This is a genomic window from Candidatus Nanopusillus massiliensis (genome assembly GCF_920984865.1).
Window position 1 is genome coordinate 66436 of record NZ_OV100765.1, and the last position, 26978, is coordinate 93413.

The 26978-nt window shown below is 24.1% G+C and carries 37 protein-coding genes and 5 pseudogenes; 18 read left to right on the top strand and 24 right to left on the bottom strand.

From position 1 onward, the window contains the following. Positions 1-833: 833 nt before the first annotated feature. The 3 genes from LUA84_RS00560 (at position 834) to LUA84_RS04965 (ending at position 1721) form a co-directional block, all read left to right on the top strand. Positions 834-1037, top strand: a complete 204-nt coding sequence (locus LUA84_RS00560; protein WP_231433946.1) for a hypothetical protein — start codon at positions 834-836, stop codon at positions 1035-1037. 46 nt (positions 1038-1083) lie between these two features. Beyond that, positions 1084-1275 (top strand): hypothetical protein, encoded by a 192-nt coding sequence (locus LUA84_RS00565; protein ID WP_231433947.1) that lies wholly within the window; start codon positions 1084-1086, stop codon positions 1273-1275. Between the two features lie 125 nt (positions 1276-1400). Next, entirely contained in the window at positions 1401-1721 is a 321-nt protein-coding gene (locus tag LUA84_RS04965) for a glycosyltransferase (protein ID WP_457913316.1), read from the top strand. 454 nt (positions 1722-2175) lie between these two features. Here LUA84_RS04965 and LUA84_RS04970 read toward each other — a convergent pair. Further along, positions 2176-2854, bottom strand: a pseudogene (locus tag LUA84_RS04970) (polysaccharide deacetylase family protein). Between the two features lie 358 nt (positions 2855-3212). Here LUA84_RS04970 and LUA84_RS00575 point away from each other — a divergent pair. The 5 genes and pseudogenes from LUA84_RS00575 (at position 3213) to LUA84_RS00595 (ending at position 6137) form a co-directional block, all read left to right on the top strand. Next, the gene (locus LUA84_RS00575; RefSeq protein ID WP_231433948.1) at positions 3213-3875 is read left to right on the top strand and encodes an AAA family ATPase; all 663 of its coding nucleotides are present in this window, start codon (positions 3213-3215) and stop codon (positions 3873-3875) included. 6 nt (positions 3876-3881) lie between these two features. Beyond that, positions 3882-5192, top strand: a pseudogene (locus LUA84_RS00580) (glycogen/starch synthase). A 36-nt stretch (positions 5193-5228) separates the two neighbouring features. Further along, on the top strand, positions 5229-5492 hold the full coding sequence (locus LUA84_RS00585; RefSeq protein WP_231433949.1) for a hypothetical protein: 264 nt from the start codon (positions 5229-5231) through the stop codon (positions 5490-5492). Between the two features lie 33 nt (positions 5493-5525). After that, positions 5526-5732 (top strand): hypothetical protein, encoded by a 207-nt coding sequence (locus tag LUA84_RS00590; RefSeq protein WP_231433950.1) that lies wholly within the window; start codon positions 5526-5528, stop codon positions 5730-5732. A 57-nt stretch (positions 5733-5789) separates the two neighbouring features. Continuing rightward, positions 5790-6137: a hypothetical protein gene (locus LUA84_RS00595; protein WP_231433951.1), complete on the top strand. Its 348-nt coding sequence runs from the start codon at positions 5790-5792 to the stop codon at positions 6135-6137. 437 nt (positions 6138-6574) lie between these two features. Here the strand turns inward: LUA84_RS00595 and LUA84_RS00600 are convergent. The 10 genes and pseudogenes from LUA84_RS00600 to LUA84_RS00630 form a co-directional block, all read right to left on the bottom strand. After that, positions 6575-6859 (bottom strand): annotated as a pseudogene (locus tag LUA84_RS00600) (hypothetical protein). After that, on the bottom strand, positions 6849-7007 hold the full coding sequence (locus tag LUA84_RS00605; RefSeq protein ID WP_231433952.1) for a hypothetical protein: 159 nt from the start codon (positions 7005-7007) through the stop codon (positions 6849-6851). The pseudogene LUA84_RS00600 and the gene LUA84_RS00605 overlap by 11 nt, the downstream one beginning before the upstream one ends. 15 nt (positions 7008-7022) lie before the next feature. Further along, positions 7023-7325 carry an Ntn hydrolase family protein gene (locus LUA84_RS03985; protein WP_308112645.1) on the bottom strand — a complete coding sequence of 101 codons (303 nt, stop codon included), beginning with the start codon at positions 7323-7325 and terminating at the stop codon, positions 7023-7025. After that, entirely contained in the window at positions 7292-7552 is a 261-nt protein-coding gene (locus LUA84_RS03990; RefSeq protein ID WP_256443467.1) for an Ntn hydrolase family protein, read from the bottom strand. Before LUA84_RS03990 ends, LUA84_RS03985 begins: the two co-directional genes overlap by 34 nt. A 134-nt stretch (positions 7553-7686) precedes the next feature. Beyond that, positions 7687-7854 carry a hypothetical protein gene (locus LUA84_RS00615; RefSeq protein WP_231433953.1) on the bottom strand — a complete coding sequence of 56 codons (168 nt, stop codon included), beginning with the start codon at positions 7852-7854 and terminating at the stop codon, positions 7687-7689. Continuing rightward, positions 7823-8128, bottom strand: a pseudogene (locus tag LUA84_RS04975) (transcription initiation factor IIB); the annotation flags it as partial. The gene LUA84_RS00615 and the pseudogene LUA84_RS04975, both read right to left, overlap by 32 nt. A 12-nt stretch (positions 8129-8140) precedes the next feature. Further along, positions 8141-8347 (bottom strand): transcription initiation factor IIB family protein, encoded by a 207-nt coding sequence (locus tag LUA84_RS00620; protein ID WP_231433954.1) that lies wholly within the window; start codon positions 8345-8347, stop codon positions 8141-8143. A gap of 43 nt (positions 8348-8390) precedes the next feature. Beyond that, complete coding sequence (locus tag LUA84_RS00625; protein ID WP_231433955.1) at positions 8391-8606, bottom strand: hypothetical protein; 216 nt, start codon at positions 8604-8606, stop codon at positions 8391-8393. Beyond that, a complete protein-coding gene (locus tag LUA84_RS04590; protein ID WP_342765387.1) occupies positions 8581-8745 on the bottom strand; it encodes a TFIIB-type zinc ribbon-containing protein in 165 nt (54 codons plus the stop codon). The genes LUA84_RS00625 and LUA84_RS04590 overlap by 26 nt, the downstream gene beginning before the upstream one ends. A gap of 181 nt (positions 8746-8926) precedes the next feature. Next, positions 8927-9328: a hypothetical protein gene (locus tag LUA84_RS00630; RefSeq protein ID WP_231433956.1), complete on the bottom strand. Its 402-nt coding sequence runs from the start codon at positions 9326-9328 to the stop codon at positions 8927-8929. Positions 9329-9913: 585 nt separating this feature from the next. On the opposite strand from LUA84_RS00630, the gene LUA84_RS00635 reads away from it, so the two are divergent. The 6 genes and pseudogenes from LUA84_RS00635 (at position 9914) to LUA84_RS00660 (ending at position 14413) form a co-directional block, all read left to right on the top strand. After that, entirely contained in the window at positions 9914-10069 is a 156-nt protein-coding gene (locus LUA84_RS00635) for a hypothetical protein (protein ID WP_231433957.1), read from the top strand. Continuing rightward, positions 10044-11719: pseudogene (gene lonB / locus LUA84_RS00640) on the top strand (ATP-dependent protease LonB); the annotation flags it as partial. The gene LUA84_RS00635 and the pseudogene lonB, both read left to right, overlap by 26 nt. 42 nt (positions 11720-11761) lie before the next feature. After that, positions 11762-12058: a hypothetical protein gene (locus LUA84_RS00650; protein ID WP_231433960.1), complete on the top strand. Its 297-nt coding sequence runs from the start codon at positions 11762-11764 to the stop codon at positions 12056-12058. Between the two features lie 501 nt (positions 12059-12559). Beyond that, the gene (locus LUA84_RS03995; protein WP_256443468.1) at positions 12560-12688 is read left to right on the top strand and encodes a hypothetical protein; all 129 of its coding nucleotides are present in this window, start codon (positions 12560-12562) and stop codon (positions 12686-12688) included. Then, positions 12666-12920, top strand: coding sequence for a hypothetical protein (locus LUA84_RS00655; RefSeq protein ID WP_231433961.1), 255 nt, complete (start codon positions 12666-12668; stop codon positions 12918-12920). Before LUA84_RS03995 ends, LUA84_RS00655 begins: the two co-directional genes overlap by 23 nt. Positions 12921-13957: 1037 nt before the next feature. After that, on the top strand, positions 13958-14413 hold the full coding sequence (locus LUA84_RS00660; protein ID WP_231433962.1) for a hypothetical protein: 456 nt from the start codon (positions 13958-13960) through the stop codon (positions 14411-14413). Between the two features lie 1578 nt (positions 14414-15991). On the opposite strand, the gene LUA84_RS00665 is transcribed toward LUA84_RS00660, so the two are convergent. Continuing rightward, on the bottom strand, positions 15992-16321 hold the full coding sequence (locus LUA84_RS00665; protein WP_231433963.1) for a hypothetical protein: 330 nt from the start codon (positions 16319-16321) through the stop codon (positions 15992-15994). 34 nt (positions 16322-16355) lie between these two features. On the opposite strand from LUA84_RS00665, the gene LUA84_RS00670 reads away from it, so the two are divergent. The 3 genes from LUA84_RS00670 to LUA84_RS00680 are packed head-to-tail and all read left to right on the top strand — an operon-like array spanning position 16356 to position 17145. Then, positions 16356-16640, top strand: coding sequence for a 30S ribosomal protein S24e (locus LUA84_RS00670; RefSeq protein ID WP_231433964.1), 285 nt, complete (start codon positions 16356-16358; stop codon positions 16638-16640). Beyond that, a complete protein-coding gene (locus tag LUA84_RS00675; RefSeq protein WP_231433965.1) occupies positions 16637-16840 on the top strand; it encodes a 30S ribosomal protein S27ae in 204 nt (67 codons plus the stop codon). The genes LUA84_RS00670 and LUA84_RS00675 overlap by 4 nt, the downstream gene beginning before the upstream one ends. Positions 16841-16851: 11 nt before the next feature. Then, positions 16852-17145: a DUF192 domain-containing protein gene (locus tag LUA84_RS00680; protein ID WP_231433966.1), complete on the top strand. Its 294-nt coding sequence runs from the start codon at positions 16852-16854 to the stop codon at positions 17143-17145. A 454-nt stretch (positions 17146-17599) separates the two neighbouring features. Here LUA84_RS00680 and LUA84_RS00685 read toward each other — a convergent pair whose 3' ends face one another. After that, positions 17600-17749 (bottom strand): hypothetical protein, encoded by a 150-nt coding sequence (locus LUA84_RS00685; RefSeq protein WP_231433967.1) that lies wholly within the window; start codon positions 17747-17749, stop codon positions 17600-17602. Next, positions 17728-18096, bottom strand: a complete 369-nt coding sequence (locus LUA84_RS00690; protein ID WP_308112646.1) for a uracil-DNA glycosylase — start codon at positions 18094-18096, stop codon at positions 17728-17730. Before LUA84_RS00690 ends, LUA84_RS00685 begins: the two co-directional genes overlap by 22 nt. 149 nt (positions 18097-18245) lie before the next feature. On the opposite strand from LUA84_RS00690, the gene LUA84_RS00695 reads away from it, so the two are divergent. Then, positions 18246-18806 carry an arginase family protein gene (locus LUA84_RS00695; RefSeq protein ID WP_231433968.1) on the top strand — a complete coding sequence of 187 codons (561 nt, stop codon included), beginning with the start codon at positions 18246-18248 and terminating at the stop codon, positions 18804-18806. Between the two features lie 328 nt (positions 18807-19134). Here the strand turns inward: LUA84_RS00695 and LUA84_RS00700 are convergent, their stop codons facing one another. From LUA84_RS00700 to LUA84_RS00745, 10 genes are all read right to left on the bottom strand, one after another. After that, positions 19135-19947, bottom strand: a complete 813-nt coding sequence (locus LUA84_RS00700; RefSeq protein ID WP_231433969.1) for a hypothetical protein — start codon at positions 19945-19947, stop codon at positions 19135-19137. 552 nt (positions 19948-20499) lie between these two features. Continuing rightward, complete coding sequence (locus LUA84_RS00705) at positions 20500-20805, bottom strand: hypothetical protein (protein WP_231433970.1); 306 nt, start codon at positions 20803-20805, stop codon at positions 20500-20502. A gap of 1051 nt (positions 20806-21856) precedes the next feature. After that, complete coding sequence (locus LUA84_RS00710) at positions 21857-22093, bottom strand: hypothetical protein (RefSeq protein ID WP_231433971.1); 237 nt, start codon at positions 22091-22093, stop codon at positions 21857-21859. Beyond that, positions 22090-22407, bottom strand: coding sequence for a hypothetical protein (locus LUA84_RS00715; RefSeq protein WP_231433972.1), 318 nt, complete (start codon positions 22405-22407; stop codon positions 22090-22092). The genes LUA84_RS00710 and LUA84_RS00715 overlap by 4 nt, the downstream gene beginning before the upstream one ends. 889 nt (positions 22408-23296) lie before the next feature. Beyond that, positions 23297-23446: a hypothetical protein gene (locus LUA84_RS00720; protein WP_231433973.1), complete on the bottom strand. Its 150-nt coding sequence runs from the start codon at positions 23444-23446 to the stop codon at positions 23297-23299. A gap of 83 nt (positions 23447-23529) precedes the next feature. Continuing rightward, positions 23530-23700, bottom strand: a complete 171-nt coding sequence (locus tag LUA84_RS00725; RefSeq protein ID WP_231433974.1) for a hypothetical protein — start codon at positions 23698-23700, stop codon at positions 23530-23532. A 421-nt stretch (positions 23701-24121) separates the two neighbouring features. Continuing rightward, entirely contained in the window at positions 24122-24658 is a 537-nt protein-coding gene (locus LUA84_RS00730; protein WP_231433975.1) for a hypothetical protein, read from the bottom strand. Positions 24659-24942: 284 nt separating this feature from the next. Then, positions 24943-25116: a hypothetical protein gene (locus tag LUA84_RS00735; RefSeq protein ID WP_231433976.1), complete on the bottom strand. Its 174-nt coding sequence runs from the start codon at positions 25114-25116 to the stop codon at positions 24943-24945. Between the two features lie 410 nt (positions 25117-25526). After that, on the bottom strand, positions 25527-25688 hold the full coding sequence (locus LUA84_RS00740; RefSeq protein WP_231433977.1) for a hypothetical protein: 162 nt from the start codon (positions 25686-25688) through the stop codon (positions 25527-25529). Between the two features lie 625 nt (positions 25689-26313). Continuing rightward, the gene (locus tag LUA84_RS00745; protein ID WP_231433978.1) at positions 26314-26685 is read right to left on the bottom strand and encodes a C1 family peptidase; all 372 of its coding nucleotides are present in this window, start codon (positions 26683-26685) and stop codon (positions 26314-26316) included. Positions 26686-26978: the final 293 nt, after the last annotated feature.

The following is a 26978-nucleotide window of genomic DNA, read 5'->3' on the forward strand; positions in this document are numbered from 1 at the left end:
TTACTTTTACCCATTCATTTAATTCTTGATAAACTTCAAATCCCTTTATTATTACTTCATAGATTAAATCACCTTTATTAAATTTTATTTTTACATAATCCTTATTTTTTTCATTATTATATATCCTTCCCCATTCATTTATATCGTATAAATATCTTATATCGAAATAAACATTTAATGTAGAGTATTTATTTGTTTTATACATTAATTTATTATCTATTAATTTATATTCCTCCCNNNCATTTTTATACATTATTTTTATACATTATAATCCNNCAATATTACTTTTTCAATTTCATTATAATTCATATCCCTATTTTCTATTTTTTCTATTATTTTGATAAAATTGTTGTTATAATATTGTAATAAACCGAAATATCTACTGTTATATAGTAAAGGTAAAAACAAAAATCAACCGTTATTATTTATAACAGCATAATTAAAATTTTCCAATTCAATTTCCTTTTCCATACAAATATTTTTGTTAAAAGATTTATAATTATTTTTTTTCATTTTTTAATTATGAAAATACTGTTTTTATCATGGGGNNTGTTTCCTCAAAAAGGTGGTGGATTAGAAAAAGTAACCTATTATTATTTAAAATATCTTGATTATTTTAATAATAATGTTTATTTATTTATTTTAAACTTGACTGATGATGTAAAATCTTTTTGGGATAATAAGTGAAAGAATTCAAAAATCTTTGGATTAAATATGAAATTATATCAAACATATATAGATTATTTTAAATATGAATCTTTTACATTATACAAAAGAAAAATTATAACTATAAAAGAGCAGTAATTGAATATAAAGATAGAATATTAGATATATTGAAGAAAATGAAATTAGATTTCGATATTATATATGCATATGCTTGGTTAACTGATTTAGCAGGTATAGAAATAAAGAAAATATACAAAAAACCACTGGTAGTTCATTTTCATTCTTTAGTGTATGATAGAGTTGGAGGGAATCCTGATGTATTAAAATATTTATATGATTATAATTATGAAATAGAGTTGGAAGCTGTCTAAATATGCAGATAAAATTGTAGTAGTAAGTAAAAGGGAAAAGGATATATTGGTAAAATATTATAATTGTGATGAAAAGAAGATTGAGGTAATATANAATGCTCCAGATGATGATTTTAATATAAGAGAAAAAATAAATAGTAAAATAAAAGAGAAATATAAAATAGTATTATATCTTGGGAGAATGACAATGCATAAGGGTCCAGATTATGTATTAATGAGCAAGCTAAAAAGGTTTTAGAAAAAAGGAAGGATATATTATTTATATTTGCAGGAACTGGAGAAATGTGGGAACAATTGATAAAAATGGCTGCAGATTTAAATATATCAAAAAATGTAATATTTAAAGGATAGGTTGATGATGATCTGGCAGAATATTTATATTCAATAGCAGATATATTTGTTTTACCATCTATATCAAAACCAATTGGTTTAACACCATTTGAAGCTTTAAAATATAAGGACTTTATTATAATATCAAAACAAACAGGAGTATATGAAGTATTAAAGAATGCTTTNGCAGTTGATTTTTGGGATGTAAATAAAATGGCAGATTATATATTAGCATTATTATTTAACCAAGAATTAGGAGAATTTGAGATAAAATTATGTTTGGATGATATAAAAAATTTATCTTGGAAAAATTCTGTAGAAAAATTAATTTCTATTTTCAATAGCCTGGTTTAATTCTATATCTTTTAGAATATTCATATATGATATAAAAGAATCATATGGGGTTGCAAAAGCATCTTCTCTAAAATATTTATGTACATCCCCATCACTATTATATTTCAAACTCATATAATAGAAGTTATCTGAAGTTGATANATATCTCAATATATTTAACTGGTCTTTCATCATTCTTATATTCTTTAATAATACTCTCAAATAATCTAAAGCTTCTCTTTGTATACTATCCCCAATCCATGCAGACAAATCTCTCTCAATATCAGCCCATGATATTAATTCAGGAATATTTAATTCATCTATATAATTAAATTCTTCTGTAGCTTCAGTTTATTATATGTTTCAAAATATTTTTCTTTTCCAATATATTCAAATAACTTATTCCAAAATTCAAATATTCCAGATTATTTCCATATATGTTCTCCAACTGTTTCAAAGTCCATAAATATATTTATTAATCCCCTGGAGTATTCTTTAGCCATAAATAATACTTATCTGCAGNTAATGGATATTCTGACCAATTCTTATTTGTAAATCTAAATCCTATATCACCAGATAATCTATAATTTCTTAATAATAATCTTAAATTGTTTATTTTTAATTTATATACATAATTTGGNNTTCTATTTCCGAAAATTTTTTCAGTTCCTTCAGTTAATGCAACTTTATATCCTAAAGAATATATAATTTCTCCGATTTCATTGTTAAATACAAGTTCAAAGTTTCTGAAGCTTCTAGATTTATAATTAAATATTTCTTTTATTTTCTTTCTATGCAATTTTATTTGGTTAATAAATTCATCTTTATCAATTAAATATGCCAATGAATGATAGTAATTCTGAAACAATTTCTACATTTCCAGTATCTACCAATTTTTTCCATAATTCCAAAATTTCAGGATTGATCAATTCTAATTGCTCAATTAATGTTCCAGAAATTGAAAATGATACTTTTATATCATATTTTGTAATATTATCATATATCATTTCTAATGCTGGTTTATAGCATTTATATACAACCCTATCTAATATTCTTTTATTTAGATCATCTTGAAAATAATTTTTGATCGCAAAATCAAAAAAAGAATAATATCTTATGACTTCTTGGTTGATGTGCAAGGAAATAAAATACATGCTCTGTCATAAATATTTTTTAAAGATATAACAATATAAAATTTAATATGATTGAAGTTGATGATGAAAAACAAGCATTTATCACTATTGATGGACAAAAATTATATGGTCTTCAAGATTTNNNAATTTGGCTATACAATGCAGATCAAGATAAATTTAATTATCATAAAAATCATTTTCCAGAATGGATAAAAAATTCATTAAAGTTGGAGGGATTGTATGAAAAGGTAAAGGAAGCAAAAGATAAGGACGAATATATAAAAATAATAGGAAATTTCTTAAAAGCTCATGAAATATATGTAAAGAAAAAAATTTCAAAAGAAGAAGCTGAAGTAAAATTTTCAAAACTATTAGGATTATGATAGTATCTTTTATATCATTAAAAGGTGGAGTTGGAAAAACTACATTGGCGAATAATCTCGCAGCATATTTAAAAAAGGAATATAATTATAAAGTATTGATAATAAACACAAATGGGATTTATTCTTCGAATTTAATATTTCTAAATAATGAAAAATTCTTTGGAAATAAAATATATGAAGGAATAAAGATATTACCATACTTTCATTTAAAAATTATAGATAATTTAGATTTTAGTATTAATGATCTAAATTATTTGAAAAGGTATTATGATGTAATTATTTTTGATGTACTTCCAAATATAAATTATATATTAAATATTGAGAAAATATCGGACATAAATTTTTTAGTAATAAATCCAGATTTCTATCCTTTATATGTAAATAAAAAATTATATGATCTTTTAGATAAAAACAAAGTAAAAATAGTAGAAAATAAATATGATAAAAGTATTGAAATAGATTTTATAGAAGATGTATTTAATAAAGAAGTATATACAGTTATTCCAATAGTTAAAGATTTTATTAATTATCAACTCCAATATCAACCAATAGCATTTTATAACGAAAAGTCAATAGCATTGAAATATATAGATGAATTAGCATATTGTTTAACTGGAAATAAAAAGAAAAGAAGTATATTAGATATTATATTTAGATGATAATTTTTGAGACCATCTTGGGAAGTATGTAATAAAGTAGGAGGTATCTACACAGTAATATCTACTAAAGCAAAATATATAAAAGAAAAATATAAGGATAAATATTTTTTGATTGGTCCACATAAAAATAATTCAGAATTTATTGAATTAGATACTTCAAAATATATAAAAGAAATAAATTATCAATTAGATGGAATTAAGGTACATTATGGATATTGGAATATTGAATCAACCCCAAATGTATTTCTAATAGAATTTGATGAATTTTTTAATAAAGAAAGAAATTTATGGAAATATAAATATAGGCTATGGTATAAAATAGATTCTTTAAATTCAGATTTTACGTTTGATGAGCCATTATTATGGTCGGTTGCTGTCGGTATATTTTTAGAAAAATTAGATAAATATTTTAATGAGAAAAAAATATTACATACACATGAATGGTTATCTGGAGGTACAATATTATATATAAAGAAGAACAATCTAAATTATAAAACAATATTAAAAATTCATGGAACAGTTATTGCAGGAGAATTATCTGAAAAAAATGTAAATGTAGAAAATGCATTGAATATAATAGATCCATGATAAAGATTCATATAGATTAGGAATAAATTCAAAATATCAATTGGAAAAACAGGCGAAGTGAATACAGATATATTTACAGTTGTATCTGATAATTTGGGAGAAGAAGCATATAAAATATATAAGAGAAAACCAGATTATATAACATATAATTATATAAATGTAAAAGAAAAAGAATTATTTAATTATTATAAAATTTCAAAAAAATGGATAGATGAATTTTTAACTTGGTATTTTTATCCATATTATGATTTACCAGAAAAATACTTACTAATATATACTATTGGTAGATTTGAACCATATAATAAAGGTTTGAATTTATTTATTGATTTATTGAAATATTTAGATGAAAATAAATTAAATATTATTGCGTTTATTTTTGTTCCTTATAGTATTAAAGGACAAAATGATAATATAATTAGATCTTATAAAGAATATATTAAATTGAAGGAAAATATAGAAGAAAATATTAATTTAATTATTAGATCTTTATATAATGGAAAAAATATATTGGATAAGTTAGATAGAATAAAGAATAAAAATCCACCAATATGTACCCATGATGTAGAAAATAATATTATAATTGAAAAATTGAGAGAAAATAATTTAAATAATGATAAAAATAATTATGTAAAAGTTATATATGTTCCCGTTTATCTTGGAAATGATGTATTATTTAGTTTAGATACAGAATATATATTACCAGCATTTGATTTTGGTATATTTTTATAAAGCTATGAACCTTATGGATATACACCATTAGAAGCAATGAATAATTTTGTTCCAATTGTTTTATCTAAAAAAACTGGATTTTATAGAAATCTAATAAATAAAAATATAAGTCATGAATTTATAATCAGTGTAGATAAAAGCAATTTGGATAAAGAACTTATATATAATAAATTTTTGCAATATTATAATTTGGAATTATATGATAAAATGGAAATAAAAAAGCAAATGTATGAAATAACTAAGGAATTTGATTGGAAAAATAATATAAATGAAGATATAAATATTTATGAATCTATGTAATAATTTAAAAGTAACAAAAATTAATTTTGATATATGGTATCGTTTGCAAGTTTCATAATAAACCTCCTAAATATATTGGGAATAAATCTAATATTTACTTTTCTATTTTATTTTGGAATATTATATTTTCTAATAAAATTCTTATTAGATGCTATTGGAAAAAAGGATGAAAAAGAAGGAAAAAAAGATATAAATAGTGTACTAGCATTTATTATATCTGTTTCTGCATCATTATTATAAACAACATTTCCTGGTTTTGTATTATATACTCAATATTTTGTAGCTTTTATAGATTCAATGATTTTAGTGTTCTTTTTCTTTATACTTTTGGGAGCTTTCTTAACAAATGGAAAAATATTTGAATTAATAGAAAAAAGAATGTTTTCGGGTGAAAGACAAAGTAGCGCTAGATATATACCATTGATAATGGTAATATTTATTATTTTATTTGCTTTATTAGCTATGTATTATGCATATCAAGGTTATTTTTTATCGATAACTTTTGGTACATCTCCAGGAGCACTGAATTATATAATAACTTTTAATCCTTATATATTTTTGGCAGCCATATTTTTTGTTTTAATAGGAGTATTTTTGATATTATCTGGCACTGGTCCTAGTTCTGAAAGTGGGAAAGGGATCTGAAAAACAAGGTGGAGATAAGGGAAAATCTGGATAATTATTTTTTTATTTCTTCAACTATACAATCTTCTCCACATAACTTTCCTACATCTGAATAAAATTCTGATAATGAACCAATTGGGATTTCTAAGATTGCTTCATAATTTTCACCCCAATTTTCTTTTATAATTTTATATTTATTTTTTATTATTCCAATTATTTTGAATGAATTTGGGTATACTGTAAATCTTATATTTTTATATTCTAGCTCTAATGGATATTTTTTTCTTATTTCCTTTAAAACCTCTTCAGCTTGTTTTTCTACAGGTTTATTTATATCTACTTATATTTTACCATATCGAATAATTCTTTTGCTCTTTCATATGTTAATGGCATATTATTTTTGCTATCATATGCTATTCTTCTTATATATTCAATAATTTGTTTTTTCTTTTCTTCAATTAATTCTTTCTTATTTCTGTTGGTAATGGAATTTCAGAATTTGTTAATATTTCTTTTGCAATTTCAAGAATATCTGTTGTTCCAAAAGCTTTCTTTAGAGATTCAGCTGATGCTCTTTCTCCCTTTTTAGAATCTTTAAAAATTTCTTATATAGTTAATACTTCTCTTATATCTTTTATTTTCCCTTCCTTATATTCAAGAGCTTTTCTTAAATATACCATTATCTCAAAATTATAGCCTCCTTTTTTATATTTTATACTTATTTCTGTATCTTTATCCTTCATATAACTCTTTTATTTCATGATTTTCAACTGTTTTAACTTTATCACCTTTCTTTACATAAGATAATATTAATCTCTCATATGCAAAATTATCTCCTAAATATTCTTTTAATATATGTATTCCAAATTTAATTGCCTCATTTAATTCCATTTCTTTATATCTTTCTTAGAATATTGGTGTAATTTTATCTTCTCCTTCTCCCATTACAACAGCTTTATATCTATAGAATATTCCAGAGGGATCTAATGAAAATAACTTTGGTTCGCCATCTTTATCTATTCCTCCAATTATTAATGATACAGCAAAAGGTCTTACACCACCAAATCTTGTATAAAATTGCATTACATCACTTATTTCCCTTACTAATAGTTCTATATCTACTTGTTTTCCATATTGTAATTTATGATGTTGAGTAATTCCACTTGCATAATCTATTAGTACTCTTCCATCTGGTATAAAACAGAGAATGTTCCAATTATATTATCATCAATTTCCATAATTTTTTCAATAGAATCTGTTATAATTAATTTACTTGGAATCTTTTTATCTGCAATTATTAATATACCGTCTGTTGTAGATATTCCAATTGCTGTTGATCCAGCTTTAGCAGCCTGTTTTGCATATTCTACTAATATTAATTTTCCTGTCCGGTGAAAATATTGCCCATCCTCTATCCCTTGGTCCGAATTGTCCAAGATCAGTTTCCATAAAGATAAAGTTTAAGATATATTTAAAAAAGATTTTGCACTTTTTAATGTTTTAAATATTTTAAAATTTTTTATATTTTGTAAATATAATAAAAAGATTATTTTATACAAATGTTTTTTATCTAAGACAAAATTATTCTTTTATTTATTTCTATTTTATTCAAATGTAAATCATAATAATTTATATATCCAAAATATTTAATAAAATCATTTTTTAATTTTTCTTCATCAAAAAAATCTAATAAGATATATCTATTTTTAATTTTTAATGCCTTTGGTAATATTACCATTCCTCACCAGCTTCATTTTTGCTTCAATATCTTTAAGATTTAATTTTTCTAACATTTCCTTATATCTATTTCTTATTGTAACTTCAGTTATTCCAGCAACTTCTGCTATATCTTTTTGTGTCTTCTGTATTCCATGTTTTACGCATGCTAAATATATTGCAGCTGCTGCAACTCCTGCTGGACCTCTACCTGCAGTTATATNGGATTCTTTTGCTTTATTAACTATTTCTATTGCAGTAGATACTACTTCTGGTGGTAGGTTTAATAATGATGAAAATCTATGTACTTATTCTGTAACATCTATTGGTTTTATTTTTATCTTTAATGCTTGTAATAAGTGCTTATATGTTCTTCCCAATTCTTTTTTATGTATATTTGATGCTTTAACTATTTCATCTATTGTTCTTGCAACATCATGTATTCTACATGCTATATATGTGCATGCAGCAATAACAGTTTCTACAGATCTTCCTCTAATTACATCCCTTTTCAACAGCAGCTATATATAATTTTAATGCTGTTTCTTCTACCTGTTTTCATAATTGCAGGAATGAAGAAATCCTCTTTAATTCCTGTTGTGCTAATTTTAGATTTCTTTCATATGAACTTGTAGATCTGTGCTGCCATTTTTTAAGTTTTCTAGATAACGCAATATCCTCATCTTTTGATTCTGCTTTTCCAATTTCTGTCGATATCATACTTGGTATATTTGTATATCTCATTGCACTACCTTTTCTTGATAATTTTATCAACATCTTCTGAATTTATTGTTCTATATTCCTTTCCCAAATATGGAACTTCTTCAATTACATATCCACATTTTGCACATACTAATTCTGCTGTTTTCTCATTGTATATAAATTCTGTACTTCCACATATTGGACATTTAATTCAGGATTTTTTATAAGCTTTTGGACAACAATAAATTTTTAAATATTATGTTTATAAAGTTAACCTTTTAAGCATAACCAATTTTTTACTATTAATCAATGAATATAACCTTTAGATATTTTTTATATCATTTTGTTAGAACATACAAATTGTTTCCTTATCCATATTATAGAAAATATTGCTAAGAAAATATTATTACTTCTATTGGATTAAATATTATAGAAAATATTGGTAATAGAGCAATAGTTAAAACAGATGCAATATAAAATGGTGTAGTTGATAATATTAATATATCTCCAATAAATTTATTTGGATATGTATATCCTTTTCTCATCTGTAAAGTGGAGATAATAATATCCCTATTGGTATTATTGATGTATATGTAAAGAAAAATAAGAAATAAAAGAAATAATAAACAAAACCATTTAATAATGCTGAAAAGTTTGATATATATTTTATTGATGAATATATTATCCATAATATTATTGTAGAAATCAAAAATATCCATAATAATTTCATCATTTCTTACTTCTATATTTTTACTTCTTCCAATTCTTTTATATTCTACTACTATTGGTTTCATGGAAAATACTATTGGAATATATAATCTCAAGAATAATTATTGATATTATAATTGTAATTATATAACTCAGATTGTGTCTCCTTATATATGTAAAATTTTTTGATCTTGCTTTGACTTTTTATTTTCATTTGTTTTATATAATTATAAAAGAATAATATTACAAAAATAGAAATCATAACATATACATCAAGTTATATCTAAATATAAAGAATAATATTATTTCTAAAATAATGAATAAATAATAAAAAAATGCATATGATCATCTTTTATAAAATAATATTTTCAATTCTGCAATAACATTATCTAAATAAATATATAAACCATAAAACGAATCAAACTAAATTAAATATAAATAAAAGTATAAAGTATGAAATTACTGTATAAATTATTGAGAAAAATAGATTAGCTAATCCAAAAAATAAATTATCCCAATGATTAAAAGATAGGAAAAAACCTATAATTATTAAATTATATACTATTCTTCTATCTATTTTTATATATTCAAACATATTTCATCTTTTTATTTTTTAACTTTATAAAATATATTATAGTCTGAAAACAATGTAATATCAATAAAGGACTTATATGAACAAATTTACATTTAATACTACAGAAGAAATAAATGTACCTGAGAAAATATCAGAACAAAGTATTGGACAAGATAAGGCATTGGATATAATTAAAAAAGCTGCTAAACAAAGGAAGACATGTTTTATTGATAGGAGATCCTGGTACTGGTAAATCTATGATAGCACAGGCATTGGCAGCAATATTGCTAGAAAAAAAGAAACAAGTTAAAAATTTAGAAGATATATTAGTATTTCCAAATCCAAATGATGAATATCAGCCAATAATAAAGACAGTACCAATGGGAGCTGGTAAAAAAATTGTAGAAGAAATTAGAAAAAGGGTTTTAGAACAAGCAAAGATGTTTCAATATTTTTATATTCTATTCTTATTTATATCTGCATTTACTCCAATGTACTTATATTATGCAGGAAATTATATAATGGCTGGTGCAACATTTATTGGATTTATGATTTTAATGGCTGGATTATCTTTTTCTTTCCAAGCAATGCAAAAGCAAATAATGAAAAATGTACCAAAATTATTGGAAGATAACTCAAATAGGACATCTGTACCATTTGTAGATGCTACAGGTGCATTTGAAGGTATGTTATTTGGAGATGTATTGCATGACCCATTTCAACCTGGAGGTCTTGAAACTCCAGCCCATCAAAGGGTTATTCCTGGTGCAATACATAAGGCACACAGAGGTGTNCTATTTATAGATGAAATTGGTACATTAAGAGCAGAAGTTCAAATAGAATTATTATCTGTTTTACAAGAAAAGAAAAATCCAATATTTGGAAGATCTGAAAGATCTGCTGGTGCAATGGTAAGAACTACTCCAGCTCCTGCTGATTTTGTACTAGTTGCAGCTGGAAATTTAGAAACATTACAAAAATTGCATCCAGCATTTAGATCAAGAATAAGAGGATATGGATATGAAGTATTTATGAATTCTGAAATATTATTTACTGAGGAAACTGCAAAAAAATTTGCTCAATTTGTTGCACAGGAAATAAAAAAGACAGGCAATAAACCTCATTTTACAAAAGAGGCTGTAATAGAAATTATTAAGGAAGCTCAAAGAAGATCTGGAAGAAAAAGTTATTTAACATTAAGATTAAGAGATTTGGGAGGATTAGTAAGATTAGCAGGAGATATTGCAAAATCAAAAGGAAAAGAATATGTTGAACCTGAAGATGTTATAGAGGCAAAGGAAAAGGCATTAACAATTGAAGAACAATTATCAAAATATTATATTGAAAGAAGGAAAGAATATCAAACAAGAAAAACTGAAGGATATGAAGTTGGAAGAGTAAATGGATTGGCAGTAATTGGATCAAGATTATATTATTCAGGATTGGTATTACAGTTGAGGCAGAAGTTGTGCCTGGAAAAGGTGGTAGAGAAATTATTGCTACAGGAAATTAGGGAAAAATTGCAAGAGAAGCAATAAATGTATCTGCAGTAATAAAAAAGAAGTTCGGAGAAGATTTGAAGAAATATATAGTTCATGTCCAATTTTTACAAACATATGAAGGTGTAGAAGGGGATTCTGCTTCAATAACTGTTACAACTGCAATAATATCTGCATTAAAGAATTGGCCAGTGAGACAAGATCTAGCAATGACAGGTTCTTTATCAATAAGAGGAGAAGTATTACCTGNNNNTGGTATAATAGCAAAAGTAGAAGCTGCAATTGAATCTAAATTAAAAGAAGTTATAGTGCCAGAAGGTAAGTATAATGATATACCCGAAGACTTATTTGATAAGATAAAAATAACACCTGTAAAAACAATAGATGAAGTTATAGAAACTGCTACTGGTAAGAAGATTTAAAAAATTTTTTATGAATGAATTTTTATGAAAAAGATATATTTATTATCATTTCTTTTATTTTTCTTATATTCAATTTTTTCTAAAGGATATAATATATGGCATCCAGAATCTTTATATAAACCAGTAACATTTTTAAGTATAAATTTATCAAGCAATAATTTATCTGTAGGTCAAACATTATATTATAACGTTTATATAAATTATAGAGATATTTATTATATACCAAATGCATCATTAGCAATACAAATAATACAAAAAAATGATAATAATAATATTTATCCATTTCAATTTACCTCAGATAATGAGGTATATAATATGTAATAAAAAATATATATTTACAACCGGGAGAATCATTAAATATGCCATTAAATTATACAATTCCAGATAATTTACCTTCTGGATATTATTATATTGTTGTTTATTTATATACACCATTAGTGAAATAGATGGTTTACCATTTATATATTATCCAGGAGTATATCAAGAATTTTATATATATAATCCAAATAATGTTCCAGAAATTTATATTGTAAAAAATGATACATATTCAAATGCTCCTGCTTTATATACATGGAGTGTAGTTTATTATCTTCATCAGCATATTATTATTCTTCATAAAGTGGACCTTCTGGTATTGGTGTTTCAAATTATATTAATTTACAGTAGGATATATTGCAAGTATAAATACAAATCCTACATTGAATATTTCTAATATCTCCATAGGATGATATTTTACATAATCCAGTATACAATTATACTGAAGATATACAATTAAATGAGGGATATAATATAATAAATATTCCATATATAAATGTTGCAACATTGAATCCAAATGCTTATTCATTAAAAATAACTTTATTATATAATAATCAAACAGAATCAATATATAGGTTAAGATTTATTGTTTTAGGTCCAACAACAAGGTTGGATGGTGTTTATTTACAGGGGTAATGGAAATTTAACATTTATAGTAGCTCCATCTCCTGATCATTATAGACATCCAGTTACTCCGAATGTAGAAGAAGAAGTTTATTCAAATACATTGGGATTTAATGAAATTATATATTTAGGAAATATAAGCTGGAATAGTACGCAATTTACTTATGTGAATTTACAATTACCATTGAATTCTACTAGCTTTGATTTATGTATAAATCTATATTCTAATAATAATTTAGATTAGGATTATTCTACATATTGATATTATAAATCAATCAAAAACTTATGGAATTCCATTAAATAATTTAATTTATGTAAATTATACAAATAATTACTTCTATATATGTTCAAATATTTCTGGAATATTAAATATAGGATATAATTCTGAATCAAATGTAAAAAATACTGGAAATATAAATAATAATTGTTTAAATTATACAATAGGGAATGGAGTTTATTATATTTCTTTCTATTCATCTCAATATTCAAATCTATGGATAATAAACAACACAATAATACAAAATAATATAAGTATAACTAAAACTCAGCCAATAAGTTGTATAAAAATTTATTATAATTATACAAACTATTATTATTTAATAATATTAATAATTTTAATTGCAACAATATCATCGATGATATTGAGAAAGAAAAAATTATTTATCCTTTCATTAGTTTTATTACCACTATTATTTAATATACATTCTCAGGAACTATATCTAAGTTAAAATCAGATATGTACGCCTTCAGATTCGTTAAATATAACAACACAAGGATTTAGTGGATTAGTAAATGTTTCTTATATATTTTATAATTCATCAAATCTTTCACAAATTTTTGACAATTGTAATTATAGTTATTTAGGTGACAATATATCCATTTATAATATACTGTATATTTCAATAATTTACATTAAATTTATCAAATAACATAAAATTTACAATAATGGATTATAATATAACTGTTTAAAATTGTACATTAATTTCTTGTGATCAATATAATTATAATGGTTCAAATATCTAAATTATCCATATTATTTTGAATATTATACAAATCCAATATATCAAGGATCTGATGATGCAGCACAAATAATCCCAGGTTGTCCTTCTTCAAAAAACTTATTAAATAATACATATTTTAACTTTACATTAGTTTCACCAAAGGGAACAAGTATTATTACTGAAACAAACTGTCCTGGATCTGGGATTCCAGATTGGGGTCAGAATTTATGTGATTTATATGTAAGTAATTATGATACTAATACTGGAAATTATACATATTATGGAGAATATTATTACAATAATGTTTCATTTAATCAATCATTTATTAATAATTCCATTACAAATATTAGTTGCAAGTTCTGGAGAATTTACTAATCAATCATGTTCCCATGCATGGACACTAACAAGTACTTGTTCAAATCCTCTATCTATCAGTTTCTCATATTATGGACCATATTCAGGAACATATTATACATATTATAATGGAATATATGTTTTAGCGCAAAATACTTCTGTAGGATTTAATGTAAATGGTGAATATAACTGGTTGTGTAGTGATGGTAATACAAATACTAGTATACCTCCTGTTGCTGCTTGGTTATATAGTTCGAATCAATATTATAACCCAGATTCATTTGCGTATGTACAAGGTATATCAAATTTACCATTCAACTTCACACAATATATTATAGATAGAAATGCTGTTTATAATATATATTCAAATGAGGCATTATAAATTCCAGAAAGTTTTCCTCATGGTCCTTTTGGTAATTCTTACTTTACTTTATATAATTTTAGTGATAATGCAGGTTATTATGTAATATATCAAGATTATTTAAAAACAATATGTAATAATCCATCAAATTATATATGTGATGCAAATGGAACTTTGTGTAATATTGGTCATATAGTAGCACAGGCAGAAGGATGGTTACCAATATCTCCAAAGACCAGGATATTATTTATTTGTAATAAATCCAAATGCTATCGTATATTTGCAAAATTTAACATATTATCCATATATTTATAATATAAATCCTGGTGATGCAATTTATATTGGTAATATAACAAATGTTGGAATTGGAAATCTTACAATAAATATAAATTGGTCCCTTCCAAATGATCCAAATAGTAGTTTCTTATACAGGAACAACAAATTTCTCCATTATATGTTTATTTCCCAACAAATCTATGTCTACATCAAGATTGTACAGTAAATTATAGTGTAACATATCAGAATTCATATGGATTAACAGTATATAGTCCTGTAACATAGTCTGGATATGTAAATATTAACTGGGATACATTAAATATATATACTAATCCATCATTAACACAAGTAACATATGGACAACCTTCATATATAACATTAGCAGTACAAAATACAGGACCAGNACCTGCTGAAAATATATCTGTACAAAATGGATATTATAATTCAAATTGTATACAAGTATCAAATACTGGAGGTCAAATAAATTCATTAAATACAAATCAAGTANNNTACTTAAATGTAGAAATTAATATAACAAATCCATATTGTTCTCCACAGGATTATAATATAACATTTACAGTTTATGGATGGAATACATACGTATATAATTATTCAATAATATTACCAATAAGTTATATAATTTCTCCACCAAATGGAGCACAATTGCAATCAATAACAACATTTAATATAGTAGATGAGAATGCACAAACATGTTATATAATATATAATGGAGCACAATTCTCTAGAAATTGTAATTCAGATTTCACATATCAGAAATCCATGTGTGCAGGATCATTATGTAATACTCAAATTCAATCAATAAATAATTATGCAAAATTCTATGAAAATAATGTATACTATAATTNTTTAACTAATCAATCATCAATAATAGGAATAGCAATTGATGCAAATATAATAAGTTTATGTGTTGGACAAGAGTATATATATCCTGTCTTAATAAAGAATTTAGTACCAACAAATATTCAATGTTCTTTAGTACCAGTTCCATCAACTACAAATAATAAAGCAATTGTTAATAATTATAGTATAAATGGAATAAGCAGTAATAATTTTGTTATAGGTCCTCATGGATCTTCAGAATTAGATATAAATATTTTAGGAACTTCTAGTGGTATAAGTAGTTTATTATATGGTGTAGTATGTAATTCTACATATGTTCCTCTTCATTTAGTACTCAAGTTCCGATATATGTATTTGGGCCAAATAATTTAATACCAAACTATACTCAATCTCAAAAAATAGATTTCTGAGAAAATATCTCCAACAGGTTTAATTGGAATTGGAGCTTTAATAATAGGTTTATTAGCTTTGTTTAATATAATCTAATTTTTTCAATCTTTTTCTTATTTCCAATATTGCATCATGAATTGTAGCACCCAAAAATAATGTTGTTAATATATATAATTCATATAAATATGTAATCGTTCCAATCATTGCAGGTATTATTCCAAATGCTGATAAATATATATGATGTATTTTTGCTCTATATTCTTTTGTTCTTGTTTTAATTTCAATAAAGAATTCTGGTGAAAATTTCTTAATTATATAATCTGCTGAGAGATATCCTACTAAGAATGACAAGCTATAAGTCATTATTATGATATCATTAATTTTATAATAATGTCTGTTCATCATTTTAAAAAATTATATCATATAAATTATTTACATGGATCTAAAAATAATAAGTAGGGAAAATAATCAATTATTAAATAGAGAAGAAATTATTGTTTTGATAGATCATAAAAATGAACCAACACCAAAGAGAGATGATATAAGGGAAAAAGTTTCTGCAATGATCGGAAAAGACAAAAATTTAATTGTAGTAGAAAAAATATTCACAAGAATTTGGAAACAAAGATCAAAAGCATTTATAAATGTATATCAGAATGAGGAAGATATGAAAAAATTAGAGCCAAAACATATATTAAAAAGGAATAAAATTATACAATGATTGAAAAGAAAGATTTGAGAATATTAAAATTATACAAGGTTGAGGATAATAAAGTGAGGAGATTGAAAAAAATATGCCCAAGATGTGGAAGATTTATGGCAGAACATGAGGATAGATATCATTGTGGATATTGTGGATATAGAGAATTTAAGCAAAATATAGAAAGAAGATGTATAAAAGAAATTGGAATACAAATATAAAATAAAATATTTTGGTCCTATTTAGATCTTTTATTGGTTTAATGTTTCAATTACCAAAAAAGGATACAATATATATTTTAGATCTAAAAAAAGATGTTGAAGATGGTTTTGTTCATACATTTTTTTGTTTAAAACCATTAGATATTTATTTATATAATTCAAATTTTGAATTGATTCAATATTATAAAAAATTAAAACCATTTAAGATTTTGATTCCCAAGAAAAAATTTACATATATAATTGAAGGTTTGGATATAAATGATGATATGTTAAAATATTCAATAGAAGATTTAAAATCTTTGTAAATTATTAGTTAATATTTCTATTTCTACAAATAATTTATCAATCATACTTTTTATTTCTTTTATTCCATAATTTGTTTGTCCAAGGATTTATATTTTTATATTTGGTGTTATATATGGATTTCCACTTATTTCTTTATAATATAGTGTTATATAATCTTTTATATTCTCTAAAATGCCTACTAATAATTTCATTGAATTTATCAAACTTGATAATTTCTTGCATTTGATAATTATATAAATAATATTGTTTTCCACTAATATTTTTTTCATATTCATTTAATTTTTCTAATTGTAAAATATTCGTTATTTATTTGTGACAATAAATTCCTGATTTGAGCTAATAACTGATTTTCTAAATCCTGAATATCATCCATAATTAATTAATATTTTAACTATTTTATATTTTTTCAGGGAGGAGGTGTATTCATCATTTATTCAGTCGCGCGCAACATCATCATATAAATTTTAGTATTACTTCCTTTTTATCCTTATTTAATATTTCTTTTATTGTTTTAAAATCTTGATCAAGATATTCTCTCCATTCTTTATGATATAATGTAGATGCTGGATGTAATGTTGGAATTATTGTAAAATTTTTCCCCATTTATATACCCTAAATATTTTTCCCCTTAATTTTGTTATTGAAGAAAATTTTAATTTAAAATAATCAAAAACCCATTTTGTTGAGCAATGACCTAAAGTTACAATTATATCTGGTTGAATTATTTCTAATTGTTTTTCTAGCCAAATAGAACATGCCTTTATTTCTTCTTCTTCAGATTCCCTATTTTCTGGAGGTCTGTATTTAACAACATTAGTTATATATACATCCTTTCTATCCATGTTTAATATATTTTTTATATTTTCAGTTAATACTTGTCCAGCTTTTCCAACAAAAGGTTTTCCTTGTTTGTCCTCTTCTCCACCTGGTGCTTCATCTATAAATAATATCTTTGAATTTGAATTTCCATCTCCTGGACATAATTTGTTTTAAATTTATATAAAGGACATCTGTCATACTTGAATATTTGATTATTTAATTCTTCAATCATTTTTTCTTTATCCATTAAAAATATAAATATGATAATTATTTTAGTTTAATGTTCGCACATGCTCAGGGTGAATATGATAAATCTAAATGGATAATAGTAGGAATTCCATCTGAAATTGGTAGTTTATCTCATATCAAAAATTATATGGAAGGACCTGAATCTATTAGGGATGCATCTTATAGAATATTTTCTCCAATATTTGGAGAAATAAATATGGAAGAAATATATGATTATGGAGATATAGATTTAGAAGATAAAAAAGATCTGAATAAATTATATGAGAAAATATATAATGAAATTAAAAAAATATATAGAAAGGATAAAAAATATATATTTTTAGGAGGAGATCATTCAATAACATATCCAATATTAAAAATTGTTAAAGAAAATTGGGAAGATTTTTATTTATTATATTTTGATGCTCATCCAGATATTCATCCAGATCCATATCCAAATTATCAAAGTTTTATTTATCATTTAATAAAAGAAAATTACATTGTACCTGAAAAAATTATCTATGTAGGTATATCGAATTTATCATTTGAAGAAAAGAATATAATAAAAGAATGGGGAATGAAATATTATAATCCTTTAGATATTTGGGCATAATATAAAAGAAATTTCAAAGGAAATATCAAATATATTGGAGAATAAAAATGTATATATTTCAATTGATAAAGATGTATTTGATTACTGGGTGTGGGCATTGGCTGGAAGGTATTGGAATTAGACCATATCATCATTTTAAGATTATGAAAAGAATTAAGGAAATTAATTTAATTGGTTTTATTTAGAGAATTATTTTCAAATGAAGTATGTGATAATTTAGCATCAAAAATAGCAGTAGAAACTATTGCAATATTACAATAATAAAGTATAATTAATCTTTGAAAAACTTAAATATGATTTTTATATATGGAATGTATATAAATTATTACTAATCCAAAATTGCTAATATTAGTAAGTTTATTGAAAATAAAATTATGAATAAAGGAAAATTAATTAAAATTCCTTGATAAATATAGTAAAAAAAACTTACGAAATTCATTAATATAAATGGTATTCCTGAAACAATTCCCAAAATTATTTTTTTACTGTCTGGAAACCTATGATATAAATATGCGTGAATTGCGGTAAAGAAAAATAAAAACATGATTATAATATTTTGAATAATATAAATTATATTGATTTTTGTTAAGAAAAATAGAATTGTAAAGAAGATAAATAGAAATATTATTAATATTAAAATATACATTGTGAACCCTTCTGGCTTATTATCAAATATTCTTTTAATCATAATCATTAAAATAAATTCCAATATTGAGAATAAGGATATAATAAATAATATTAAAATATTTTCAAAAACTAAAGAAAGTATTAACTGTATAGATAAAAAAAGAGAAATTATGGAGAAGATAGATTGTTTATAATTGTTTAAAAAATTTAATGAAAATAAATGATATATTTTTTTATCATCTAAATTGAATAAAAATCCTAGAAGGGATATAAAAAATAGAGAATAAATATTTATAATATTATATAATGTTATATATAAAACATATATTGGAGAAACTATTAATATTATTATTTGTTTTCTATTTATAGATAATATATTCTCTGCGACAAAATTTCCAAAGAAATAAAATAAAATAAATGAAAAAAATACATAAACAAAATATTTAAGTAAAATATTATTAAAAATATTTAATATAGGTAATAAAAAAATTAATAAAAATAAAATTTTTATCATATTGAATTTTGTGTTTTTCAAGAAATAATATAAAACAAATAAGTAAAATATTCCAAATAAGATATAATATAAATTTGTAAAAAATAATATAGAATATTGGGAATATTATTAAATATAATATAAGTATATGTTTATTGATATTTTTGATTTCGTCAATTAATCTATCTATGATAGTTTCGCCCATTATATATAGAAATGTCATTAAAACTTTTATGCAATTCTAAAATATGTTTGATTAATTCTTTCCAAATATACTGTTGCAAATTGATAAAAAGTAATATTATTTATTGAATAACATTGTATATAATTACATATGATATTTCCATTTGTATTTTCTGTACATGTTATATTTCCAGATAAGTTTGTGTGGAATAAAAATACAAATGTTTGATTTAATGTATTTTCATTACTTAAACAGAAACTATATAAAAAATAATAGAAATCTGAATAATAATTTTTGCATATTGTTAATTTAGTTAATCTAAAGAATAATATATGGAAATCGGATATATATATGTATTACAATTTCCATTAAAGTTTATTATTCCAAAACTATATATCATCTATTTCTGCTCTAAATGTATAAGGAAATATTGTACAATTAGGAAGTTCATTATAATATGTTTGATTAAATTGTTCTATTTTATCTAGAGTTGTAAAATATATTGGTTTATTTGGATATCCTAAACAATTTGGGGAAAATAGATTATATATTATTTCTTGTTCATATGAAAAAGAAGTTTGTTCTGTATAATTTGTTAAATTTATATTGGAAAATATAGCTAATAAAATTATCATTCCAACTAAAAATAAGACTGTTAATATTGTTATAAATATGATAGATAGTTGTTCTTTCATTTTATAGTAATTTTATACAATAAATAGATTTTTTGTTTTTCTTTTTCATTGTTGTTGAGCATTCTGTTGTTATACATTCAGATGGAAATGATATTGTTGCTGGGCATTGATAAGGACATTCTCCAGGTAAACAAGCAGGACATTGGTGTCCACCAATTATGCAAGTATAGCAATTAACTTGAATTGAATAATAGGAATTGAAATGCAAATATTTCTTCTGAATTTTGTTGAGTTGTACTTACACTGCCGCACTCATTCTGAAGGCGAGAACAAGAATATTGTTGATTTTCTAATGTACAACTTTGAGATATTATTTGATTACTTGTTAAATTATATGTTTCAATACAATTATATGTACAATTTAAATAATATTGATTTGTTATATTTTCATAAAAAACTATAGAAGTAATTGTTATAGTTTGAGGATAAGTATTACCATTATAATATACATTGTATTGATTATCAGAGCATTTTAATATTACTTTACATGCAATACCCTCTGGATTTGAACATATTTGACATAATGGAATATTTATACATTGATATGGAATTATTGTTTCATAATATGGAATATATGGATTATTTGAAAATTGTTCAAACTCCTGCGCACATGTATAGGTTGGATTATTATTAAATGTATTTGAGCAATCTTGATATGAACATTCTGAAAATTCCCCATTTTGGGAAAATTGATATGCTAAGTTATATAAATAGAATGCTGGATTATTTGTTATATTTGATGTAACTGAATATGGAATTATTGAACCTGAAGAAGGACCTGTAATATTTATATATAATCCTTGAACATAAACGGGAAAACTATAATTATATTCTCCGGAAGCTATACGCTACAATCTCCAAGAATTCCTGCTTGAAAGTTATTTGAAAAATTCGAGGAGAAGTTATAAGGATAATAATATTGATATGCAGACAAATATTGTTCTCCAAAACTTAATAAAGTTTCAAATCCTGAAGTTAGCAAATTGTTATAATATTGAATTGCATTTTGACACGATTGTGGTAATATACATCCATAAGGATAGGAAGCCCTTTATTCTTCTCCCCATCCATTAGTTCTGCGTATATATGACTCTACATAACCTTCTTGTGTTAATGCTGTTTGTAAATATCCTAAAAAATAATTTGATAATGTAGATAAAGAAGTAAATCTATTAAAAACAATATTTTGATTGTAATTATATGTTAATGCATAAAAAGATAAAAGAATTATTAATCTTGCAATTGTTAAAAATAAAACTACATAAACAGTTTCTAATTGATTTCTCATATTTTTAATTTAATATGTAAATATATAAATGTTAAGATAAGAATTGGCGTTACAAATCCATGTATAATTCCAAGTGCACTTAATATATTTGGTATAGATATTAAATGAATACTACTTGGCCCTCCAAATAATACAGGTTCAAGGAATTCTCCAGTTATATTTTGTATTAGAACTAATATTGCGATTGTAATACCCAATGCTTTTGTTATTATTCTTTTACTATTTCTATATATTTCATAATAGATTACCATAAAGAAAAATAATAAAGCAATTAAATATCTAGTATGTAAGAGCTGCAGAAATAATATCCACATTTGATAAATATAGTTCTCCGAAAAATATTATTAAAACCATAGTAAAAAGTAAGAAATAATTTGTTGGAACATTATATCTTAAATTTCTATAAACTAAAAAGTAAATAATAAATTCATATATTGATAAAAAAACTAATCATACATATGCATATATATAATATTTTCCAACTGAGCTTTCTATAATTAAATTATTATAAAATGATAATTTATATATGGCAATAATAATTTGTAATATTATAATAAGGAATATTAATAGAAATACATACTTTTTGTATTTATAGATTTATAATATCTTCTTGAATATATTTGTTATTACTATTAGTATTTCATTGCTATTAAAATACATAACTAGAAATAGAAATATGGCAAAAATAATAAATAGGGATGAATAGAGTATCTCAAAAGTATAAAGATGAAAATATGCAAAGGTAAGGAATAAACCCGATATATATCCCATAAATACGTCTAGATCTGTAGTTGCAGAATTATATATTAATTCAAGGAAAAATAATATTATAAATAATATTATTGAGATTATATAAAATATTAATGATTTTCTTGAAATATATAAATTGTTTTCAAATAAATAATATCCCATAGAAAATGCTATAAAAGAAAATACCCATTAATTTACCATATAAGTAAATATTGATGGAAATGGAAAAGGTAAAGGTAAATTAGTATAAATACCAAAAATTCCAATTGGTGATCATATAATGGAAATATTAATTTATACATTAAAGATGTATTCTTTGAATTTTTTAATATAAAAGATAATAAGAACAAATATATTGTACCAAAAATAAATATATTAATATTAAAGTTGCTAATGTAAATAAAAATTAAAAATAATATTAAATATAAAAGAAATAAAATTTTATCTTCTTTTTTACCATACTGTTAATTTAGCAACCAAATATCCGCCTAAGAATGGTACATCTACTGGTAAATATATATAATAAACATATGTATTTGTATTTGGTCGTCTTGGATATCCTAGACTTATGAATTCTCCACTACCCTGCATAAATGTATGCATTTAATTCTTCTTTATTTCCAGTGTTTGTAATACANTATACTCTTGCCATTGCAACGCCATTTCCTCCGGGATGCGGATCATAATTATACTGCAGAAATTATAAATTGATTTGTATATGAATCTCTATCATCTATTACCCATTTAGTAATATTAAATCTATAAAATCCTTCAGTATTTTTATTAATATCTCCTAAGTAAACTAAAGGACATTCTTTTCCAACAATAATTCCATTTACATTTTGTATATTATACATATACACCAGTTGGGCAATTTATTGTATCTCCGTTTAAATTATATTCACAGAAAGGATCTGCTGCTAAGAATACATAATCTGGTTCTCCGCTTGTATTTAAAAATGAAATATATAATCTTATTACCTCATGCCATGGATAATCAATGAATACTTGCTGACAATTTGGTGGTATATCTACTACACCTCTATAAAATGCAACAACAATTAATTCCTGATTACCCGGATGGCCTGATTACCTTCGCAAAGAGAATTGCCTATATAATATGTACCAAATTCTTCTTGGCATGCTTCATTTAAATATTGTTGTGGGATTATAAATTCTGCTAATCTATTTATATCAGTAGCAGTTCCATAAATAGGAGGACCTTGATAATAATAAGGTATAGATGCTGATATTGATTATAAGTTTCAGGGCATTGTTCTATATTATAAATACATAAATATCCGGAAAAGAAATTAGGCAAACTAGAGTTAGGTTGTGCTGCGTACTATCTCCGCCTATATAATTTGGAAATAAATTCCATTCATCCTGTGGACAATATACAGAAGCGTTTGTAAAATTATAATTTGGAAATATTTCCGTTAATGGCGTACAGTATCCATTTTGTACGGCTTGAGATTGAGATAGATCATTATAAATGCTGGTAAACCCCATAAACTTACTGACGCAGATTGACGAAATCGGCGCTGTTGCATATACCCATCCTGCTCCATATAAAGTTTGACTTACCGGTATATTAATATTTTCTGTATAATTATTTAAAAAGAAATATGTATAATTCCATTCATACCATTGTGTACCGTCAGGATCCGGTGGAGGATTCATTGAACAAGGATCCCAATTTCCAATATTACCAGCTACTGTAAACATTTGAACAATCCATCCTGTTACTGGTGGGATAAAATATATTGTAAGGTTCCATCTATTTCCATATATATTATCAAAGTAATTTATCAAATCTTCTGATATGTTTGTACATGTATTTTGATTTATACAAGATGTATCATTTCCAGAAGATGAAAAATATGATAATAAAAATGCATAGGATAAATTAACATTATTCTCATAAATATATGGTAATAAATCAAGGCTATTTTGATTGTTAATGTATATTGATTTTCTACATTATATGTATTGTGTTATTTTAGAGTTAGAGCTAGTAGTTAAAAGATAAACTAAAAGAATTGATAAAATTATTATTCAAATAATAATAACAAATGTTAATGTATTTATCTGATTTATCATTTTAGATAATATAAAAGTATAATTAGGCCTATTATTATAATTACTATTACTATTGCTGCTGGCAAAATCAAATTGATGTTATTTATTTTATTACTTACATTTGGTTGTGGATAAATTAATTGTTGGGTACTATTTGTTAAATTTACTTCACTTTGATTTATGCATGTCAAATACTCCTGTACATGATATATATACAATATTTGGTGGTGGACATTGCTGTAAAAATTCTTGAAATAACTGATTTAATGAATAATTATATGAGAATCTAAACCAATCTCCTTCAAAAGATAAGGTTACTGTGCAATATCCGCATTGATATTCTATTTTATATACATTCAATACTGATTGATATGATTCATTATTTGTTAAATAAGATTGAGGTAAATATGGAGGATTAAAACATGGATAAATCTGATTTGAACATGGTTGATAATACCATGGTGTATTTGAACAATTTAGTAAACTATTACATAATGTTGGTACAGGTATAATTATGTNTTGATATGCTGATGGAGGAATTAATGAATANGGACTAACTAATGTTCCATTTGGATATTCGCAATAACTACTATTTAAAATACTAATCATAATGGGCGCAAAAAGAATATTGGGGAGATACATTATTTTCATAATATTGTAAAGCATTAAAGTATGTACCATTTATAATACAATAAGAACCTGTACTATTTGTATAATATGTTCCTCCTCCGTATTCACAATAAACTGCAAGTGGATTTCTCATAGAATATAAATTATAAGATAAAATTAAGAAAGAGATTATAGATAATATTACTAAATATTTATTGTGAAAGAGTGACATTTTGGATTGCGATTATATAGTAGGGAAATGTTAGGCCATAAGGAGATTGATCAAATGGTACATACATATATCCAGCTTATATACCAATAAACACCTCCACATTCTACTTCTGTTGTGTTAAAAACCGATTGCAATAATTATTACAATCCTGATAATTTTGATATAGTTCACCGCATAGACTAAGATTGTCTGGTCCAAGCGCTGGTACTCCGTTTGAAATAAAAACTATACAGCCCGTGATATTTCCCCATTGATTCTCAAATATCCAAAAATCCTGTGTTCCATATACTTCTCCGCATAGTTGAGAATATGCAGTATCGCCAGTAGTATAGCCAACTAATAACATGGCATGTTCANNATTGGATGCTATTTGACTTGGATATTGCCCACCGCTTCCTGGAGAAATCCAGCAGCTGCTAATGGTCCATAGCATAATAAGTCCTGGATTATCTGTTGATCTGATAAGGGTCCATTTTCAGATAAGTAAATAACGCCTTCTGGGTAATATAGTGGAAAAGTAGGTCCATTATAATTGTGATTACATACATCACCTGGATAGCTTTGATAAAGATCTGTGAACAATATATAAAGTAGAATACATATAGTTCCATTCTCCATCAGGTGGAATTCCATATTGAGATGCAAAAAATATAGCAGAGTATGGATCACCTTCATTACAACCTTCGTTTATACTACAATATCCTGGAGTATTTGGATAACCATTATTACATTCTATTGCTAAATATGCTGGAGATAATGTTAGTTCTTCATTAGGTTCATTATTTCTTATCATATATATTGAAACAATTCCATTTGAAGATGCAAATGCCCAACAATCTCCGCATTCTCCCTGATCTCCTATTGGAGGTAAATAGTCATTTCCATTTACACTCACCCCAGAAAAAGCTTGTTTGTCCATTATATGTAAATAAACATTGTGAATTTTGATTATTATTTGGAGAGTTTTGATTATTTTCTGATGGTTATATATACAAGAGTTCCACTTGGTAAATATTGATTAAATATATTAATTGAATTTTGAAGATTTGTTGTAATAAAAACAGTATTATTTGTACTAACAAGGTATATTTAATTATTTGGATATAGAAAACTCACATTTTGATTATTATATAATGTTATATTCATTGTAAAAATTAATTGTATAATTATTGTTATCATATTGTATTATCAATTCTGTACCATTTGTATATA